This is a genomic window from Acinetobacter sp. YH12108 (genome assembly GCF_013419055.1).
Taxonomy (GTDB): Bacteria; Pseudomonadota; Gammaproteobacteria; order Pseudomonadales; family Moraxellaceae; genus Acinetobacter.
This window is the reverse complement of record NZ_VPAW01000013.1, coordinates 72,395-86,671: the sequence shown is the minus strand read 5'-3', so window position 1 is coordinate 86,671 and position 14,277 is coordinate 72,395. Positions and strand designations below refer to the sequence as shown.

General features: G+C 45.7%; 15 protein-coding genes. 12 read left to right on the top strand and 3 right to left on the bottom strand.

The features are described 5' to 3' along the window. Positions 1–181 precede the first annotated feature (181 nt). Complete coding sequence (locus FTU46_RS10115; RefSeq protein ID WP_180104927.1) at positions 182–1,093, bottom strand: LysR family transcriptional regulator; 912 nt, start codon at positions 1,091–1,093, stop codon at positions 182–184. Between the two features lie 115 nt (positions 1,094–1,208). On the opposite strand from FTU46_RS10115, the gene FTU46_RS10110 reads away from it, so the two are divergent. From FTU46_RS10110 to pcaD, 12 genes are all read left to right on the top strand, one after another. Beyond that, on the top strand, positions 1,209–2,318 hold the full coding sequence (locus FTU46_RS10110; RefSeq protein WP_180104926.1) for a muconate/chloromuconate family cycloisomerase: 1,110 nt from the start codon (positions 1,209–1,211) through the stop codon (positions 2,316–2,318). 15 nt (positions 2,319–2,333) lie between these two features. Next, complete coding sequence (catC, locus tag FTU46_RS10105; protein ID WP_180002032.1) at positions 2,334–2,624, top strand: muconolactone Delta-isomerase; 291 nt, start codon at positions 2,334–2,336, stop codon at positions 2,622–2,624. 155 nt (positions 2,625–2,779) lie between these two features. Beyond that, positions 2,780–3,700, top strand: coding sequence for a catechol 1,2-dioxygenase (gene catA / locus FTU46_RS10100; protein ID WP_180104925.1), 921 nt, complete (start codon positions 2,780–2,782; stop codon positions 3,698–3,700). A gap of 75 nt (positions 3,701–3,775) precedes the next feature. Continuing rightward, positions 3,776–5,164, top strand: a complete 1,389-nt coding sequence (gene benA, locus FTU46_RS10095; RefSeq protein ID WP_104426109.1) for a benzoate 1,2-dioxygenase large subunit — start codon at positions 3,776–3,778, stop codon at positions 5,162–5,164. Beyond that, complete coding sequence (gene benB, locus FTU46_RS10090) at positions 5,161–5,652, top strand: benzoate 1,2-dioxygenase small subunit (protein WP_004785632.1); 492 nt, start codon at positions 5,161–5,163, stop codon at positions 5,650–5,652. The genes benA and benB overlap by 4 nt, the downstream gene beginning before the upstream one ends. A 90-nt stretch (positions 5,653–5,742) precedes the next feature. Then, the gene (gene benC, locus FTU46_RS10085) at positions 5,743–6,759 is read left to right on the top strand and encodes a benzoate 1,2-dioxygenase electron transfer component BenC (protein ID WP_180104924.1); all 1,017 of its coding nucleotides are present in this window, start codon (positions 5,743–5,745) and stop codon (positions 6,757–6,759) included. 21 nt (positions 6,760–6,780) lie between these two features. Then, complete coding sequence (gene benD, locus FTU46_RS10080; RefSeq protein WP_180104923.1) at positions 6,781–7,566, top strand: benzoate diol dehydrogenase BenD; 786 nt, start codon at positions 6,781–6,783, stop codon at positions 7,564–7,566. A gap of 58 nt (positions 7,567–7,624) precedes the next feature. Next, complete coding sequence (benE, locus tag FTU46_RS10075; protein ID WP_180104922.1) at positions 7,625–8,845, top strand: benzoate/H(+) symporter BenE; 1,221 nt, start codon at positions 7,625–7,627, stop codon at positions 8,843–8,845. A 37-nt stretch (positions 8,846–8,882) separates the two neighbouring features. Beyond that, a complete protein-coding gene (locus tag FTU46_RS10070; RefSeq protein ID WP_159122925.1) occupies positions 8,883–9,554 on the top strand; it encodes a 3-oxoacid CoA-transferase subunit A in 672 nt (223 codons plus the stop codon). A gap of 15 nt (positions 9,555–9,569) precedes the next feature. Continuing rightward, complete coding sequence (locus tag FTU46_RS10065; protein ID WP_180104921.1) at positions 9,570–10,226, top strand: 3-oxoacid CoA-transferase subunit B; 657 nt, start codon at positions 9,570–9,572, stop codon at positions 10,224–10,226. A gap of 133 nt (positions 10,227–10,359) precedes the next feature. After that, positions 10,360–11,565 carry a 3-oxoadipyl-CoA thiolase gene (gene pcaF / locus FTU46_RS10060; protein ID WP_180104920.1) on the top strand — a complete coding sequence of 402 codons (1,206 nt, stop codon included), beginning with the start codon at positions 10,360–10,362 and terminating at the stop codon, positions 11,563–11,565. Positions 11,566–11,662: 97 nt separating this feature from the next. Continuing rightward, complete coding sequence (pcaD, locus tag FTU46_RS10055; protein ID WP_180069490.1) at positions 11,663–12,442, top strand: 3-oxoadipate enol-lactonase; 780 nt, start codon at positions 11,663–11,665, stop codon at positions 12,440–12,442. Between the two features lie 69 nt (positions 12,443–12,511). Here the strand turns inward: pcaD and FTU46_RS10050 are convergent, their stop codons facing one another. Continuing rightward, positions 12,512–13,399: a DMT family transporter gene (locus FTU46_RS10050; protein WP_180104919.1), complete on the bottom strand. Its 888-nt coding sequence runs from the start codon at positions 13,397–13,399 to the stop codon at positions 12,512–12,514. Between the two features lie 228 nt (positions 13,400–13,627). Next, positions 13,628–14,092 carry a GNAT family N-acetyltransferase gene (locus FTU46_RS10045; protein WP_180104918.1) on the bottom strand — a complete coding sequence of 155 codons (465 nt, stop codon included), beginning with the start codon at positions 14,090–14,092 and terminating at the stop codon, positions 13,628–13,630. Positions 14,093–14,277 lie beyond the last annotated feature (185 nt).

Genomic DNA, 14,277 nt, shown 5'->3' with positions numbered 1-14,277 from the left:
AGATGTGCATAAATGTCCAAAACTGAATAGGCATGCTTCTATACCTATAAAGTCTGCCTTAAAGAAAAGGCTTTATTTACTATGCCTTAATGATATTCATCCAAAAAATGAAACCTTCATTCAATATTAAAATATGGATTCGCTTTATTCCCTATAAGATCCAGACAGGTATTGATCTGAATTAAAATACAGCACGATCATATTTAATCGCTTCAAGATCATAGACCTGATAGACCGCATCAAACAGATAACGAATATATTCACTTTCATCCATATTACGAATAGCCATAAAAACCGGACTGACCGCAAATTCATCTAATAAAGGGATAAAGTTTAAATGTGCCAGACGAATATTCTGGGCACTTTCCGGCACAATACAGACGCCCTCTCCGGCAGCCACAAAACCAAGCGCCAGTTGCAATTCACTGACTGCACGGATATTTTTCGGTTCCAGCCCATACTCGGAAAATATACCGCGCACCTGGGTAGAAAAATTCGCTTTACCATTATTCGGGTATAAAAAGAGTGGCTGATCCACCAGTTCCGACAGGTTCACGCCATCTCGTTGCGAGAGAAAATGGCTGGAATGTGCCGCGACCATCAGCCGTTCTTCACGCAGCAACACCCGTTTCACTGCCGGATCTGAAATCCTTAAACGTCCAAAACCGACATCAATCCGCCCTTCTTTAAGTGCCTGAATCTGCTCTGAAGTATTCATTTCAACCATCTCAATTTTGAGCTGGGGATGTTGCTGCTTAAATAGAAACACAATACGCGATAGCAAACCGAACAATAACGAGCCAACAAAACCAATGCTAATGGTGCGATCCGCGATACCAATCCGCTTGGTCATCGATTTGATTTCTTCCGCATTAGACAAAAGTTTAACCGCATGTTGATAGAAGAATTGACCTGCTTCTGTGGTCTTAAGCGGTCGGCTACCTCTTTCAAAGAGCTGAATATCCAGTTCCTGTTCCAGATTTTGTATCTGTCTGCTTAAAGGTGGTTGAGCAATAAACAGTTTTTCTGCCGCCTTGGTAAAACTTTGTTCTTCGACGACTGCGACGAAGTAACGCAAATGCCTGAGTTCCATATTATTGCATACCTTTAAAGTATAAAAAAATGCTAAATCGATCTTAGACCAATCAAAATTATTCTTTTAAGGTATATCAAGTCAAAACATTAAAGCAAGAATGTGAAGCGTAATTATGTATAAGTCAGTTGAAACCTTGCTGGTTCAAATACCGACGATCCGTCCTCACAAGATGGCTGTCGCAACCATGCAAACCCAGACACTGGTCCTGGTCAAAATCACCACCGAAGACGGCTATGTGGGTTGGGGCGAAGCCACCACTATTGGCGGTTTAGGCTACGGTGAAGAAAGCCCAGAAAGTGTCAAAGTGAATATTGAGACTTACTTTGCACCGCTTCTGAAAACATTATCAGGTTTGAATGTTGCACAGACATTACAAGCCATCAAAAAAAATATTAATGGTAACCGTTTTGCCAAGTGTGCCATTCAAACTGCGCTACTGGATATTCAGGCACAGCGTTTGAATCTGCCACTGAGTGAAATTTTAGGTGGACGTTTACGTGACAGCGTACCAGTACTGTGGGTCTTGGCATCTGGCAATACCGAGAAAGACATTGCCGAAGCCCAGAAAATGATTGCGGCCAAACGCCACAATATTTTCAAACTGAAAATTGGTTCACGTCCAGTGGAACAGGATGTTGAACACGTGCTTGCGATTAAACAGGCACTAGGCAAAGACATTTCGATCCGTGTTGATGTGAACCGTGCCTGGACAGAGCTGGACGCGATTAAAGGCATTCAGTTACTCCAGGACGGCGGCATTGACCTGATTGAACAGCCATGTGCCATTGATAATCTGGATGCAATGCGACGTCTGACCCAGCGTTTTGATATCGCCATCATGGCGGATGAATCCTTGATGGGTCCGCAGTCTGCCTATCAGATCGCACGTCAGCATGGCTCATCAGTTTTTGCAGTCAAAGTGGCGCAATCTGGTGGCCTGATTGAAGGTTGTGAAGTTGCAAAAGTGGCACAGCTGGCAGGTATCGATCTGTATGGCGGCACCATGCTTGAAGGTCCGGTGGGCACGATCGCCTCTGCCCATGCCTTCTCGACTTTTGAAAGTCTCGCTTATGGCACCGAACTGTTTGGTCCACTGCTGTTAACTGATGAAATTTTAAGAACCCCACTCCAGTATCAAAACTTTGAACTTGAGATTCCGAAAGGACCAGGTCTGGGTATTGAGTTGGATGAAAACAAAATTGACAACTTGCGTCGTCAATAATTCCAGGAGAATCCCATGCTTTTCCAAGTACGAATGGACGTCAATATTCCAAAAGATATGCCGGTTGAACAGGCCAATGAAATTAAGGCAGTTGAAAAAGCTTATTCACAGGATCTGCAACGCCAGGGTAAGTGGCGTCATATCTGGCGTATCACCGGGCAGTATTCAAACATCAGTATTTTTGATGTTGAAAGCAATGAAGAGTTGCACAACCTGCTACAAGGCTTGCCGCTCTACCCGTATATGAACATCAAAGTTATGGCATTGAACCGCCATCCATCATCGATTCGGGATGATGACAAGTAATGAATAAATTCGGGAATGGAAATGAAAGAGTTTTCTTCCCCCCTTACACCTGAGGGTAATCCAAAAGGACTTGTGGCCAGCAAGATTTAGCCAGCCAAACGAATGCTAAAACATGCGCCACTAAAATATGAAAGACATACTTTAGGAGCAATAGTATGAACCGCCAAGAAATTGATGCACTGGTTAAAAAAATGAATGTCGATACAGCGACAGGACCAGTTGATGAGCGTGTACAACAAGTTGTTGTACGTTTATTAGGTGATCTTTTCCAGGCTATTGAAGATCTTGATATTTCTCAGACTGAACTCTGGAAAGGTCTGGAATACTTTACTGATGCAGGTCAAGCCAATGAATTAGGCTTACTGGCTGCAGGTCTGGGTCTGGAACATTACTTAGACTTACGCGCGGATGAAGCAGATGCCAAAGCAGGCATTACTGGCGGTACACCACGTACCATCGAAGGCCCGCTGTATGTTGCAGGTGCTCCTGAGTCAGTTGGTTTTGCGCGTATGGATGACGGTTCTGAAGAGGGCAAAATTCCAACCCTGATTATTGAAGGCACAGTGACCGATACTGACGGCAACATCATTGAAGGTGCAAAAGTTGAAGTCTGGCATGCCAACAGCCTGGGCAACTACTCTTTCTTTGACAAGTCGCAATCTGACTTTAACCTACGCCGTTCTATCTTTACCGATCAAGACGGTAAATATGTTGCCCTGACTACCATGCCGGTCGGTTATGGCTGTCCACCTGAAGGTACTACCCAGTTCGTACTGGACAAATTAGGTCGTCACGGTAACCGCCCATCTCATGTGCATTACTTCGTATCTGCACCGGGTTACCGAAAGTTAACCACACAGTTCAATATCGAAGGCGATCAATACCTGTGGGATGACTTTGCCTTCGCCACACGTGATGGTCTGGTCGCAACCGCTGTTGATGTGACCGATGAAGCTGAAATCGCACACCGTGGTTTAAATGGTCCATTCAAACATATCCAGTTCAATATTGAACTGGTGAAAGACCAGGCTGCAGCGCCAAGCACTGAAGTAGAACGTCGTCGCGCAAGCGCTTAATTCAAAATGGAATCGGGATGTCAGTCTGAGCAACATCCCGATGACTTCCCCTCCTTGGAAAGTCGGAGACTGGACATGCCTCGTATTCCTGTAATTAACACCAGCCATTTAGACCGTATTGATGAATTACTGGTCGATGATTTTGAATCTGGTGAATTTAAACTGCACCGTTCCGTATTTACTGATCAAGCCCTGTTTGATCTGGAAATGAAATACATCTTTGAAGGAAACTGGGTTTATCTGGCCCATGAGAGCCAGATTCCCAATAACAACGATTACTACACAACCCATATTGGCCGTCAGCCAATCATCATTGCACGTAACCGCAATGGCGAACTGAATGCCATGATCAATGCCTGCTCTCACCGCGGTGCACAACTGTGCCGTTATAAGCGTGGCAATAAAGCAACCTATACCTGCCCATTCCATGGCTGGACATTCAATAACTCGGGCAAGCTGTTAAAAGTGAAAGATCCGGCTGATGCAGGCTATTCAGATTGCTTTAACCAGGACGGTTCTCATGACCTGAAAAAAGTAGCCCGTTTTGAAAATTACAAAGGCTTCTTGTTTGGCAGCCTGAATCCGGATGTTCCTTCTCTGGAAGAATACCTGGGTGAAGCCACCAAGATCATCGACATGATCGTGGGTCAGTCTGAGCAAGGTCTGGAAGTTTTACGCGGTTCGTCGACTTATACCTATGAAGGTAACTGGAAGCTGACTGCAGAAAACGGTGCCGATGGTTATCACGTCTCTGCCGTGCACTGGAACTATGCTGCAACGACTCAGCAACGTAAGGAAAAAGAAGCTGGCGATAATATTCGTGCCATGAGCGCAGGTTCATGGGGCAAACAAGGCGGTGGTTCTTACGGCTTTGAACATGGTCACATGCTGCTTTGGACACAATGGGCCAACCCGGAAGACCGTCCAAACTTTGCCAAGAAAGATGAATATACCGAACGGTATGGTGAAGCCATGGCGAAATGGATGATCGAACGTTCACGTAACCTGTGTATCTATCCAAACGTTTACTTCATGGATCAGTTCGGCTCACAAATCCGTGTTCTGCGTCCAATCTCTGTCGATAAGACTGAAGTGACGATTTACTGTATCGGTCCTGTCGGTGAAGAGCCGGAAGCACGCACTCGCCGTATCCGTCAGTATGAAGATTTCTTTAATGCTTCTGGTATGGCTACCCCAGACGATCTGGAAGAATTCCGTGCCTGTCAGGCTGGTTATGCCGGGATCGCACTGGAATGGAACGACATGTGTCGCGGGTCTAAGCACTGGATTCAAGGGCCAGATGATGCAGCCAATGAAATTGGCCTGAAACCAAAACTGTCTGGTATTAAAACAGAAGATGAAGGCCTGTACCTGGCTCAGCACCAGTACTGGTTAGAGCTGATCAAAAAAGGCATTGCGACTGAAAAAGAAATTGCTGCAAGCACTGAAGGAGAAACCGCATGAGCGACATCACTTTAGAAAATATTGCACAGTTCCTGTATCAGGAAGCCCGCTTTTTAGATGATGAGCAATGGGATGACTGGTTACAGTGCTACGCCCCTACTGCTTCTTTCTGGATGCCTGCTTGGGATGATGATGACCGTCTGACTGAAGATCCACAGTCTGAAATCTCACTGATTTACTACCCAGACCGTCAGGGTCTTGAAGACCGTGTGTTCCGGATCAAGACAGAACGTTCATCTGCCACCATGCCGGATACCCGTACCAGCCACAACATCTGCAATATTGAAATTGTGGAACGTGATGGCGACAAGGTCACTGTACGTTTTAACTGGAATACCCTGAGTTTCCGCTACAAAACCAGTTACAGCTACTTCGGTATGTCTCGTTATGTAATCGATTTTTCAGGCGAAAAACCACAGATTTTAAGCAAATACGTGGTACTGAAAAACGATTACATCAACCAGGTTATCGACATTTATCACCTCTAAGACTGTCTCGACAGCCAGGTAAAACCCTTTAGCCAGATGGAAAATTGGCTGAAGGGTCCAGTTTCAAAGATTTATATAGGATATTCAGCCATGTCAAACCACAATGTTGCACTCCAATTTGAAGATGGCGTTACACGTTTTATTAGTGTTGCCCAAGGCGAAACCTTGTCCGATGCAGCTTACCGTCAAAAGATCAATATCCCTCTAGATTGCCGTGACGGTGCATGTGGAACGTGCCGCGCTTTTTGTGAATCAGGTGCGTATGACATGCCTGAAGAAATGTACATTGAAGATGCACTGACACCAGAAGAAGCCGCAGAAGGTTTTATCCTGGCTTGCCAATGTAAACCGACTTCGGATGCCGTGTTCCAAATTCAGGCCTCCTCTGATGTCTGTAAAACCGAGATTCATGCATTTCAAGGTACGTTGGCCCGTGTAGAAAACCTGTCTGATTCCACCATTACTTTTGATATTCAACTCGATGATGGTCAACCAGATATCCATTTTCTGGCCGGACAATATGTCAATGTCGGTATTCCTGGAACCACTGAAACCCGTTCTTACTCATTCAGCTCTAAACCGGGTAACCGTTTAACTGGTTTTGTAGTACGTAATGTCCCTAACGGCAAAATGAGTGAATTCCTCAGTAAAAATGCCAAAGCCGGCGACAAGATGACATTTACAGGTCCATTCGGCAGCTTCTATCTGCGTAATGTGACCCGGCCGGTATTGATGCTGGCAGGTGGTACAGGTATTGCACCATTCATGTCGATGTTGCAAGTGCTGGAAGAAAAAGGTTCAAAGCATCCAGTGCGTCTGGTATTTGGTGTGACCAATGATTTTGATCTGGTGGCCATTGAAAAACTGAATGAACTACAAGATAAATTCCCGTGGTTCGAATACCGTACTGTAGTGGCAAACCCGGAATCTGCACATGAACGTAAAGGCTATGTCACTGGCCATATTGAAAATGAATGGCTGAATGCTGGAGATGTCGACATCTACCTGTGTGGTCCGGTGCCAATGGTTGAAGCGGTTCGCAGCTGGCTGGATGCTGAAGGTGTCAAACCTGCCAGCTTCCTGTTTGAAAAATTCTCTGCCAACTAAGTTTAGAAGCCGGAGAATCTTATGAACCGTAACCCAAGATTTGAAGATAAAGTCGTGATCGTGACTGGTGCTGCTCAAGGCATCGGTCGCGGTGTCGCGATGCAGGTGGCGAGCGAAGGCGCCCAAGTCATCATGGCCGATCTTTCTCCCTATGTAGAAGAAGTATTGGTAGAGATTGAAGCCACAGGTGGCGATGCCATTACTGTAAAAGCCGATCTGGAAACTTATGCCGGTGCTCAATCTGTCGTTGAAAAAGCCTTAGATACCTATGGGCGTATTGATGTGCTGATCAACAATGTTGGCGGTGCGATCTGGATGAAACCTTTTGAAGAATTTTCTGAAGAAGAAATCATCAAAGAAGTGAACCGTTCATTGTTCCCAACCATGTGGTGCTGCCGTGCAGTGCTACCGCAAATGATCAAGCAGCAGCATGGCACCATTGTAAACGTATCGTCAATTGCAACCCGTGGCATTAACCGGGTGCCTTATTCGGCTTCTAAAGGTGGAGTTAACGGCTTGACAGCTGCCCTTGCCTTTGAACATGCCAAAGACGGGATTCGTGTCAACGCCGTTGCAACGGGTGGCACCGAAGCACCTCCCCGTAAAGTACCGCGCAATGCCAATCCACTGACTGAATCTGAACAAGAATGGATGCAGCAAGTGGTAGATCAGACCATTGACCGTACGTTTATGGGTCGCTACGGCACAATTCAGGAGCAAGTAAATGCCATTCTATTCCTAGCTTCCAATGAATCATCTTATATGACAGGTACCGTAGTACCGGTCGGTGGTGGAGATCAAGGCTAGTCCTGATCATCACGATTTTTGACAGGCTCATGGTTCGACGCAAGGAGGCACATTACCAATGAACACCCTGTTTCAGACATTAAAAAATGACTGGTCAATTTCAGCGACTGTTGCAGGATTTCTAGCAGTGCTGATTTCCTATTCAGGACCACTGATCATTTTTTTCCAGGCAGCGCAGCAAGCCCAGGTTTCCCCAGACATGATGATTTCATGGATTTGGGGAATTTCTATTGGTGCGGCGCTCGCAGGTATCTTTTTATCGATTAAATACAAAATACCTGTTGTCACCGCCTGGTCTGCGCCCGGAACGGCACTATTGGTCACGCTGTTTCCCGATATTTCGCTCAATGAAGCGGTTGCGGCCTATATCACCTCTGCTGTGGTGATTTTTCTCATTGGGATTACCGGTTATTTCGACAAATTGCTGTCCTGGATTCCCCAGGAAGTCGCTGGCGGAATGATGGCCGGAATTTTACTGCAGTTTGGTTTAGGACTGTTCACCGCGACCGATACCATGCCCTATATCGTCTTTGGCATGCTGGCGGTGTTTTTGCTGGCCAAGCGTTTCAGTCCACGTTATGCCATGGTCTGGGTGCTGGTTGCCGGTGTGATTTTAAGCATGCTGCTGGGCAAGATTAATCCGGTCACGGCAGATTTCAGTCTGGCAATTCCGCAATTTATTGCACCGGAATGGACTTGGAGTTCCACCCTGAATCTGGCCCTCCCGCTTATTCTGGTCAGTCTGTCGGGCCAGTTCTTACCAGGAATGGCCATTATCAAGATCAGTGGATATGACATGCCTGCCAAGCCAATTATCAGTGCAACCAGTATTGCCTCGCTCGCAGTAGCCTGTGTGGGGGGGATTACTATTGTATTGGCCTCTATTACGGCCGCATTGTGTTTAGGCAAAGACGCGCACGAGCTGAAAGAAAAGCGTTATATCGCGGGTGTGGCGAACGGGCTTTTTTATATTTTAGGCGGCCTGTTTGCCGGCAGCATTGTCATGCTGTTTAGCCTGATGCCGAAGGAATTAATTGCAGCTTTGGCAGGACTGGCCTTACTCGGAGCAATTGCCACTAACATCTCTATGGCGATGGGCAAAGAGTCGCAACGTGATGCCGCACTGATCACCTTTTTAGCAACTGCTTCCGGCATGCATTTCTTGGGGCTGAGTTCAGTCTTTTGGGGGATTTGTATTGGCCTGGTAGCACATTTTCTGCTGTCACAGAAAGACCGTAATGCTGTTCCGGTTGCAACATCAGATTCAAAACGAATTTAAAGACATCCATTAGTTTAAGGTATGTAAGGACCAGATTATGATAGATAAAAGTTCATTATCATTGAAAGAAGCACTCTCCCAGATCAAGGATGGTTCTACCATTATGATCGGCGGATTTGGGACAGCGGGTCAGCCTGCTGAACTGATTGATGGTCTGATCGAATTGGGAATCAAGGATCTTATTATTGTCAATAATAATGCTGGTAATGGCGACTATGGTCTGGCGAAACTGCTTAAAGCGGGCGCTGTGCGTAAAATTATCTGCTCTTTCCCGCGTCAGTCTGATTCCTGGGTATTTGACGAACTCTATCGTGCAGGCAAGATCGAACTGGAACTGGTGCCGCAAGGTAATCTGGCTTGCCGTATTCAGGCAGCAGGTATGGGCTTAGGTCCAATCTATACCCCAACCGGTTTTGGTACCTTGCTGGCTGAAGGCAAACCAACCTTGAACTATGAAGGCAAAGATTTTGTCCTGGAAAATCCGATTAAAGCTGACTTTGCTTTAATTAAGGCCCATCAGGGCGACCGTTGGGGCAATCTGGTCTACCGTAAATCTGCCCGTAACTTCGGTCCAATCATGGCGATGGCGGCAGATGTGACTATTGCCCAAGTTGCTGAAGTCGTTGAACTCGGTGAGTTGGATCCGGAACACATTATTACCCCAGGCATCTTTGTCCAACATGTTGTCCAAGTACAACCTGCACAGTAATTCAGGAGCAAAATCATGAGCTATAACAAACTGACCCGTGACCAGATTGCTGAACGTGTTGCCCAGGACATTCCGGATGGTGCCTATGTCAACCTTGGTATTGGCCTGCCGACCAAGATTGCCAGCTATCTACCAGCAGACAAGGATGTTTTCCTGCATTCTGAAAATGGCCTGCTGGCTTTCGGTCCGCCACCTGCCAAAGGCGAAGAAGACCCTGAGCTGATTAATGCCGGTAAAGAATTTGTGACCATGCTGACTGGAGGTGCTTTCTTTCACCATGGCGATTCTTTCGCCATGATGCGTGGTGGACAATTAGATATCGCAGTCTTGGGGGCATTCCAGGTCGCTGAAAATGGTGACTTGGCCAACTGGCATACTGGTGCACCGGATGCAATTCCTGCTGTCGGTGGCGCGATGGATCTGGCCGTCGGTGCCAAGAAAGTCTTTATCACTACCGATCATGTCACTAAAAAAGGTGAACCGAAGATCGTGGCTGAACTGACTTATCCTGCCACTGGCCTGAAATGTGTAGACCGTATTTATACCGATCTGTGTGTGATTGATGTCACGGCTGAAGGCATGAAAGTGATTGAAAAAGTTGAAGGTCTGTCATTTGAAGAATTGCAGGCATTAACTGGTGCCAAACTGATTGATGCGACTCAATCAAATTAAGGGGAAGTCCCTCCTTTATTAAAGGAGGGATTTAGGGAGGATTTGAGGATTAAAACTACTTCATTAAATCCCTCCCAACCTCCCTTTAAAAAGGGAGGAGTTTTCTTCTTTTAAATATGTGAGCAAATACACAATGAAAAACGCATACATCATCGATGCCATCCGTACCCCATTCGGTCGCTATGCGGGTGGGCTGGCACCTGTTCGTGCTGATGATCTTGGCGCGATCCCGATTAAAGCCTTGATGGAACGCAACCCAAGTATCAACTGGGAAAAAGTTGATGACATTATCTACGGCTGTGCCAACCAGGCCGGTGAAGACAACCGCAACGTGGGTCGTATGTCAGCACTGCTTGCAAGTGTACCTTATCAAGTGCCAGCCACTACCATTAACCGTCTTTGCGGATCCTCCCTGGATGCAATAGCGATTGCGGCACGTGCCATTAAAGCCGGTGAAGCGAATCTGATTGTGGCTGGTGGTGTGGAATCCATGTCACGCGCCCCTTTTGTCATGGGTAAAGCAGAAACCGCTTATGGCCGTAGCCAGAAAATTGAAGACACCACCATGGGCTGGCGTTTTATCAACCCGAAACTGAAAGAACTGTATGGCGTGGAAACCATGCCGGAAACTGCTGAAAACGTGGCAGAACAGTTCAATATTAATCGTGAAGATCAAGACAAGTTTGCCCTGACCAGCCAGCAACGTACAGCAGCAGCACAAGCCAAAGGTTTCTTTAAAAATGAAATCGTGCCCGTGGTCATTCCTCAGCGTAAAGGCGAACCAGTTGTGGTAGATACTGATGAACATCCTCGTGCTTCTACAACACTAGAAGGTTTAACTAAGTTAAAACCAGTCGTCAAAGCAGATGGTACGGTGACGGCAGGCAATGCTTCTGGCATTAACGATGGTGCAGCGGCACTCCTGATTGCATCCGATGAAGCCGTTCAACACTATAGTTTAAAACCACGTGCCAAAATTATTGGTTCAACGGTTGTCGGTGTAGAGCCACGCATTATGGGCTTTGGTCCGGCACCAGCGATTAAAAAGCTACTGGCCCAGACCGGTTTGACACTAGATCAGATGGATGTCATTGAACTGAATGAAGCCTTTGCTGCACAGGCCTTAGCCGTGACCCGTGACCTTGGCCTTCCAAATGATGCTGCCCATGTAAACCCGAATGGCGGTGCCATTGCCATTGGCCATCCACTCGGTGCTTCCGGTGCCCGTCTGGTGACAACCGCACTGAACCAGCTGGAACAGACTGGCGGGAAATATGCTCTCTGCTCTATGTGCATTGGCGTAGGTCAAGGTATCGCGCTGATTATTGAACGTGTTTAAAAAATCCCTCCTAACCTCCCTTTCTTGCACAAGGCTTAAGCAGTGCTTATGCCTTGTTCAGGGAGGAACTTTTAGAAGGAAATAAAAGGAATAACAAATGCCAACATTTACATCAAATGATGCCCAGATTAATTACCAGACTTTTGGGGATGCCAACAAACCTGCCTTGGTATTTTCCAACTCACTGGGTACCAAATACAGCATGTGGCAGCCACAGATTGAACATTTCCAGCAGGATCATTACGTAATCTGCTATGACACCCGTGGTCATGGTGGTTCGGAAGCACCACAAGGCCCGTATAGCTTGGAGCAGCTGGGTCAGGATGTCGTGAATCTACTGGATCATTTGGATATTGCAAAAGCAGCATTCTGTGGTATTTCTATGGGTGGCTTAACCGGTCAATGGTTGGCGATTCATAAGCCAGAACGTTTTAGCCACGTGATTGTCTGCAATACCGCAGCCAAAATTGGCCAGGAACAGGCATGGCAAGACCGTGCTGCGCTTGTCCGTGAGCAAGGTCTTGCTCCGATTGCTGCAACTGCAGCATCACGCTGGTTTACCGATCCCTTTATCCAGAGCAACCCGGCAGTCGTTGCAGAACTTTCAAACGACCTCGGAGCTGGCAGCCCAGAAGGCTATGCAAACTGCTGTGAAGCTCTGGCTAAGGCGGATGTCCGCGAACAACTTAGTAGCATTCAAATCCCTGTGCTGATTATTGCGGGTCAGCAGGATCCGGTGACGACTGTTGCAGATGGCCAGTTTATGCAGCAACGTATTGCGAACAGCCAGCTATATGGAATAGATGCCTCGCATATTTCCAATGTCGAACAGCCAGAAGCCTTTAATCAGGCAGTAAAAGAATTTATTTCAGTCTGATTAATTTTAGAAAATCAAAAAGCCACGGAATATCGTGGCCTTTTGATTATTATGAATACAGGTATTTAATCAGGCCCAGATCACTAGCATCGCTGCAATCACCACCAGTCCCAAGCCCCAATGTTCGGCACGCGCCAGTTTTTCTTTAAAGAAATAAGCTGAAATCAGCAGACTGAACAGGATTTCGATTTGTCCCAAGGTTTTCACGATTGGCACGCTCATCATACTCATGGCGGTAAACCAGCCGAGGGACGCTATAAAGCTGCAGAAGCTGACTTTAAAGGTTAGACCTAAACGTTGCCACATGGCAACTAAGGTTTTTCGACTAAACAGGCTCAGGTAAATCAGCATACTGATGCACTGAAAACCAATCACCGAAATTAGTACCCATGAAGCGCGATGTACGGTTGGCAACATTGGTAGTTCCAGACTGGCTTCACGTACCAAGAGTGAAGTAATAGCAAAGCTCAAACCGCTGCCGATTCCGATGGCTAAAGTCTTGGTGGATAGGCCGGTGAGCTGATTGCCCTTACTCAGCAGGAATACCGCATAGCCACCAATCAGCACCCCGATCCATGCCAGTGCAGAAAGATGATCTGAAAGAAAAATCACTCCGATAATGGCTGCCAGAATCGCTTCACTTTTTGCCAGTCCAACGCCAATCGCATAATTTTTCTGTTTAAACAGCTGCACCATCAAAGCAGTCGCCAGAATCTGGCTGATACCGGCAATCAGGATATAGATCCAGTACTTCGGGGTAAAATGCACCACACTTTCTACCGGTTTGAAGTGGTATAAAGTTGCAATATAAAGCCCTGCTAGCGGAAAGCCAAACAGGAAACGCGCCAGTGTCACGCCCCAAATATCGACTGTGGTACTAAGCTGTTTTTGAAAGGCATTTCGCCAGGCCTGCATAAATGCAGCCATTAAAGTGAAGAAAATCCAGCTGATTGCCATACCCTGATCATTAGTACCGTAAAAGTGAATTAATTCTATGCCTTAGTACAATCTATGACTAATTAAAAAAGAGATAATGGCTAATAGCTAAAAGTTTAATTTTCTAATTTAGAAATAATTAAAATTTATCAATTTGACAGGGATAAAATTGATTTCTCAGATTCCAACTATGCTAATAAATAAGAAAATAGCTCCAGATTCTTGATTAAATTATAATAAAAGACTTTCCTATTCTAAGGGAGCTATATTTGATTCAACAGGATAAACTTTTTCCATTGGAATAAAGCGAATGCCATGTTTGTGAGTAAGTTCACCTGTTTCTACAAAACCAAATTTTTTATAAATATTGAAGCCATATAAACTGGATTTGACTGTGATCCTTTGATGCCCTTGATTACAGATTTGTTCTTCTAAAAAATTCCACATTTGTCGTCCATATCCCTGCCCCTGATAAGCTGGATCCAGAAAAAAGTGCATGAAGTGTGCAGGTTCCATATAGGCCACCACGCCCACAATTTTTTGATTAATTTCTCCAACAAAATAATGAATATCAGCTCGATCAAAAATGGTCTGAAGAATTTCAGGTTGAAAACGCTTGCGTCCCTCTTCACTAGAAATCAAGACATCAACAAATGGGGAAATGACGTTCGCAATTGCTAGTGTGTCCTGAACAGTGGCTTTTCTTATCTTCATCATATTTTAATACCCCAAAAGCAGAACTATAAAATGAAAAATAATTTATTTTTCTGCACGATGTATGTTTTAACATTGAGGAAAATATATACCAATTAGGTCTTATGAAAAACACTATTCAATCAATTTTTTTCAATAATTTTTGATCTCTAATTTTTTATAGTTTGCATTATTCAGTTTTTTTA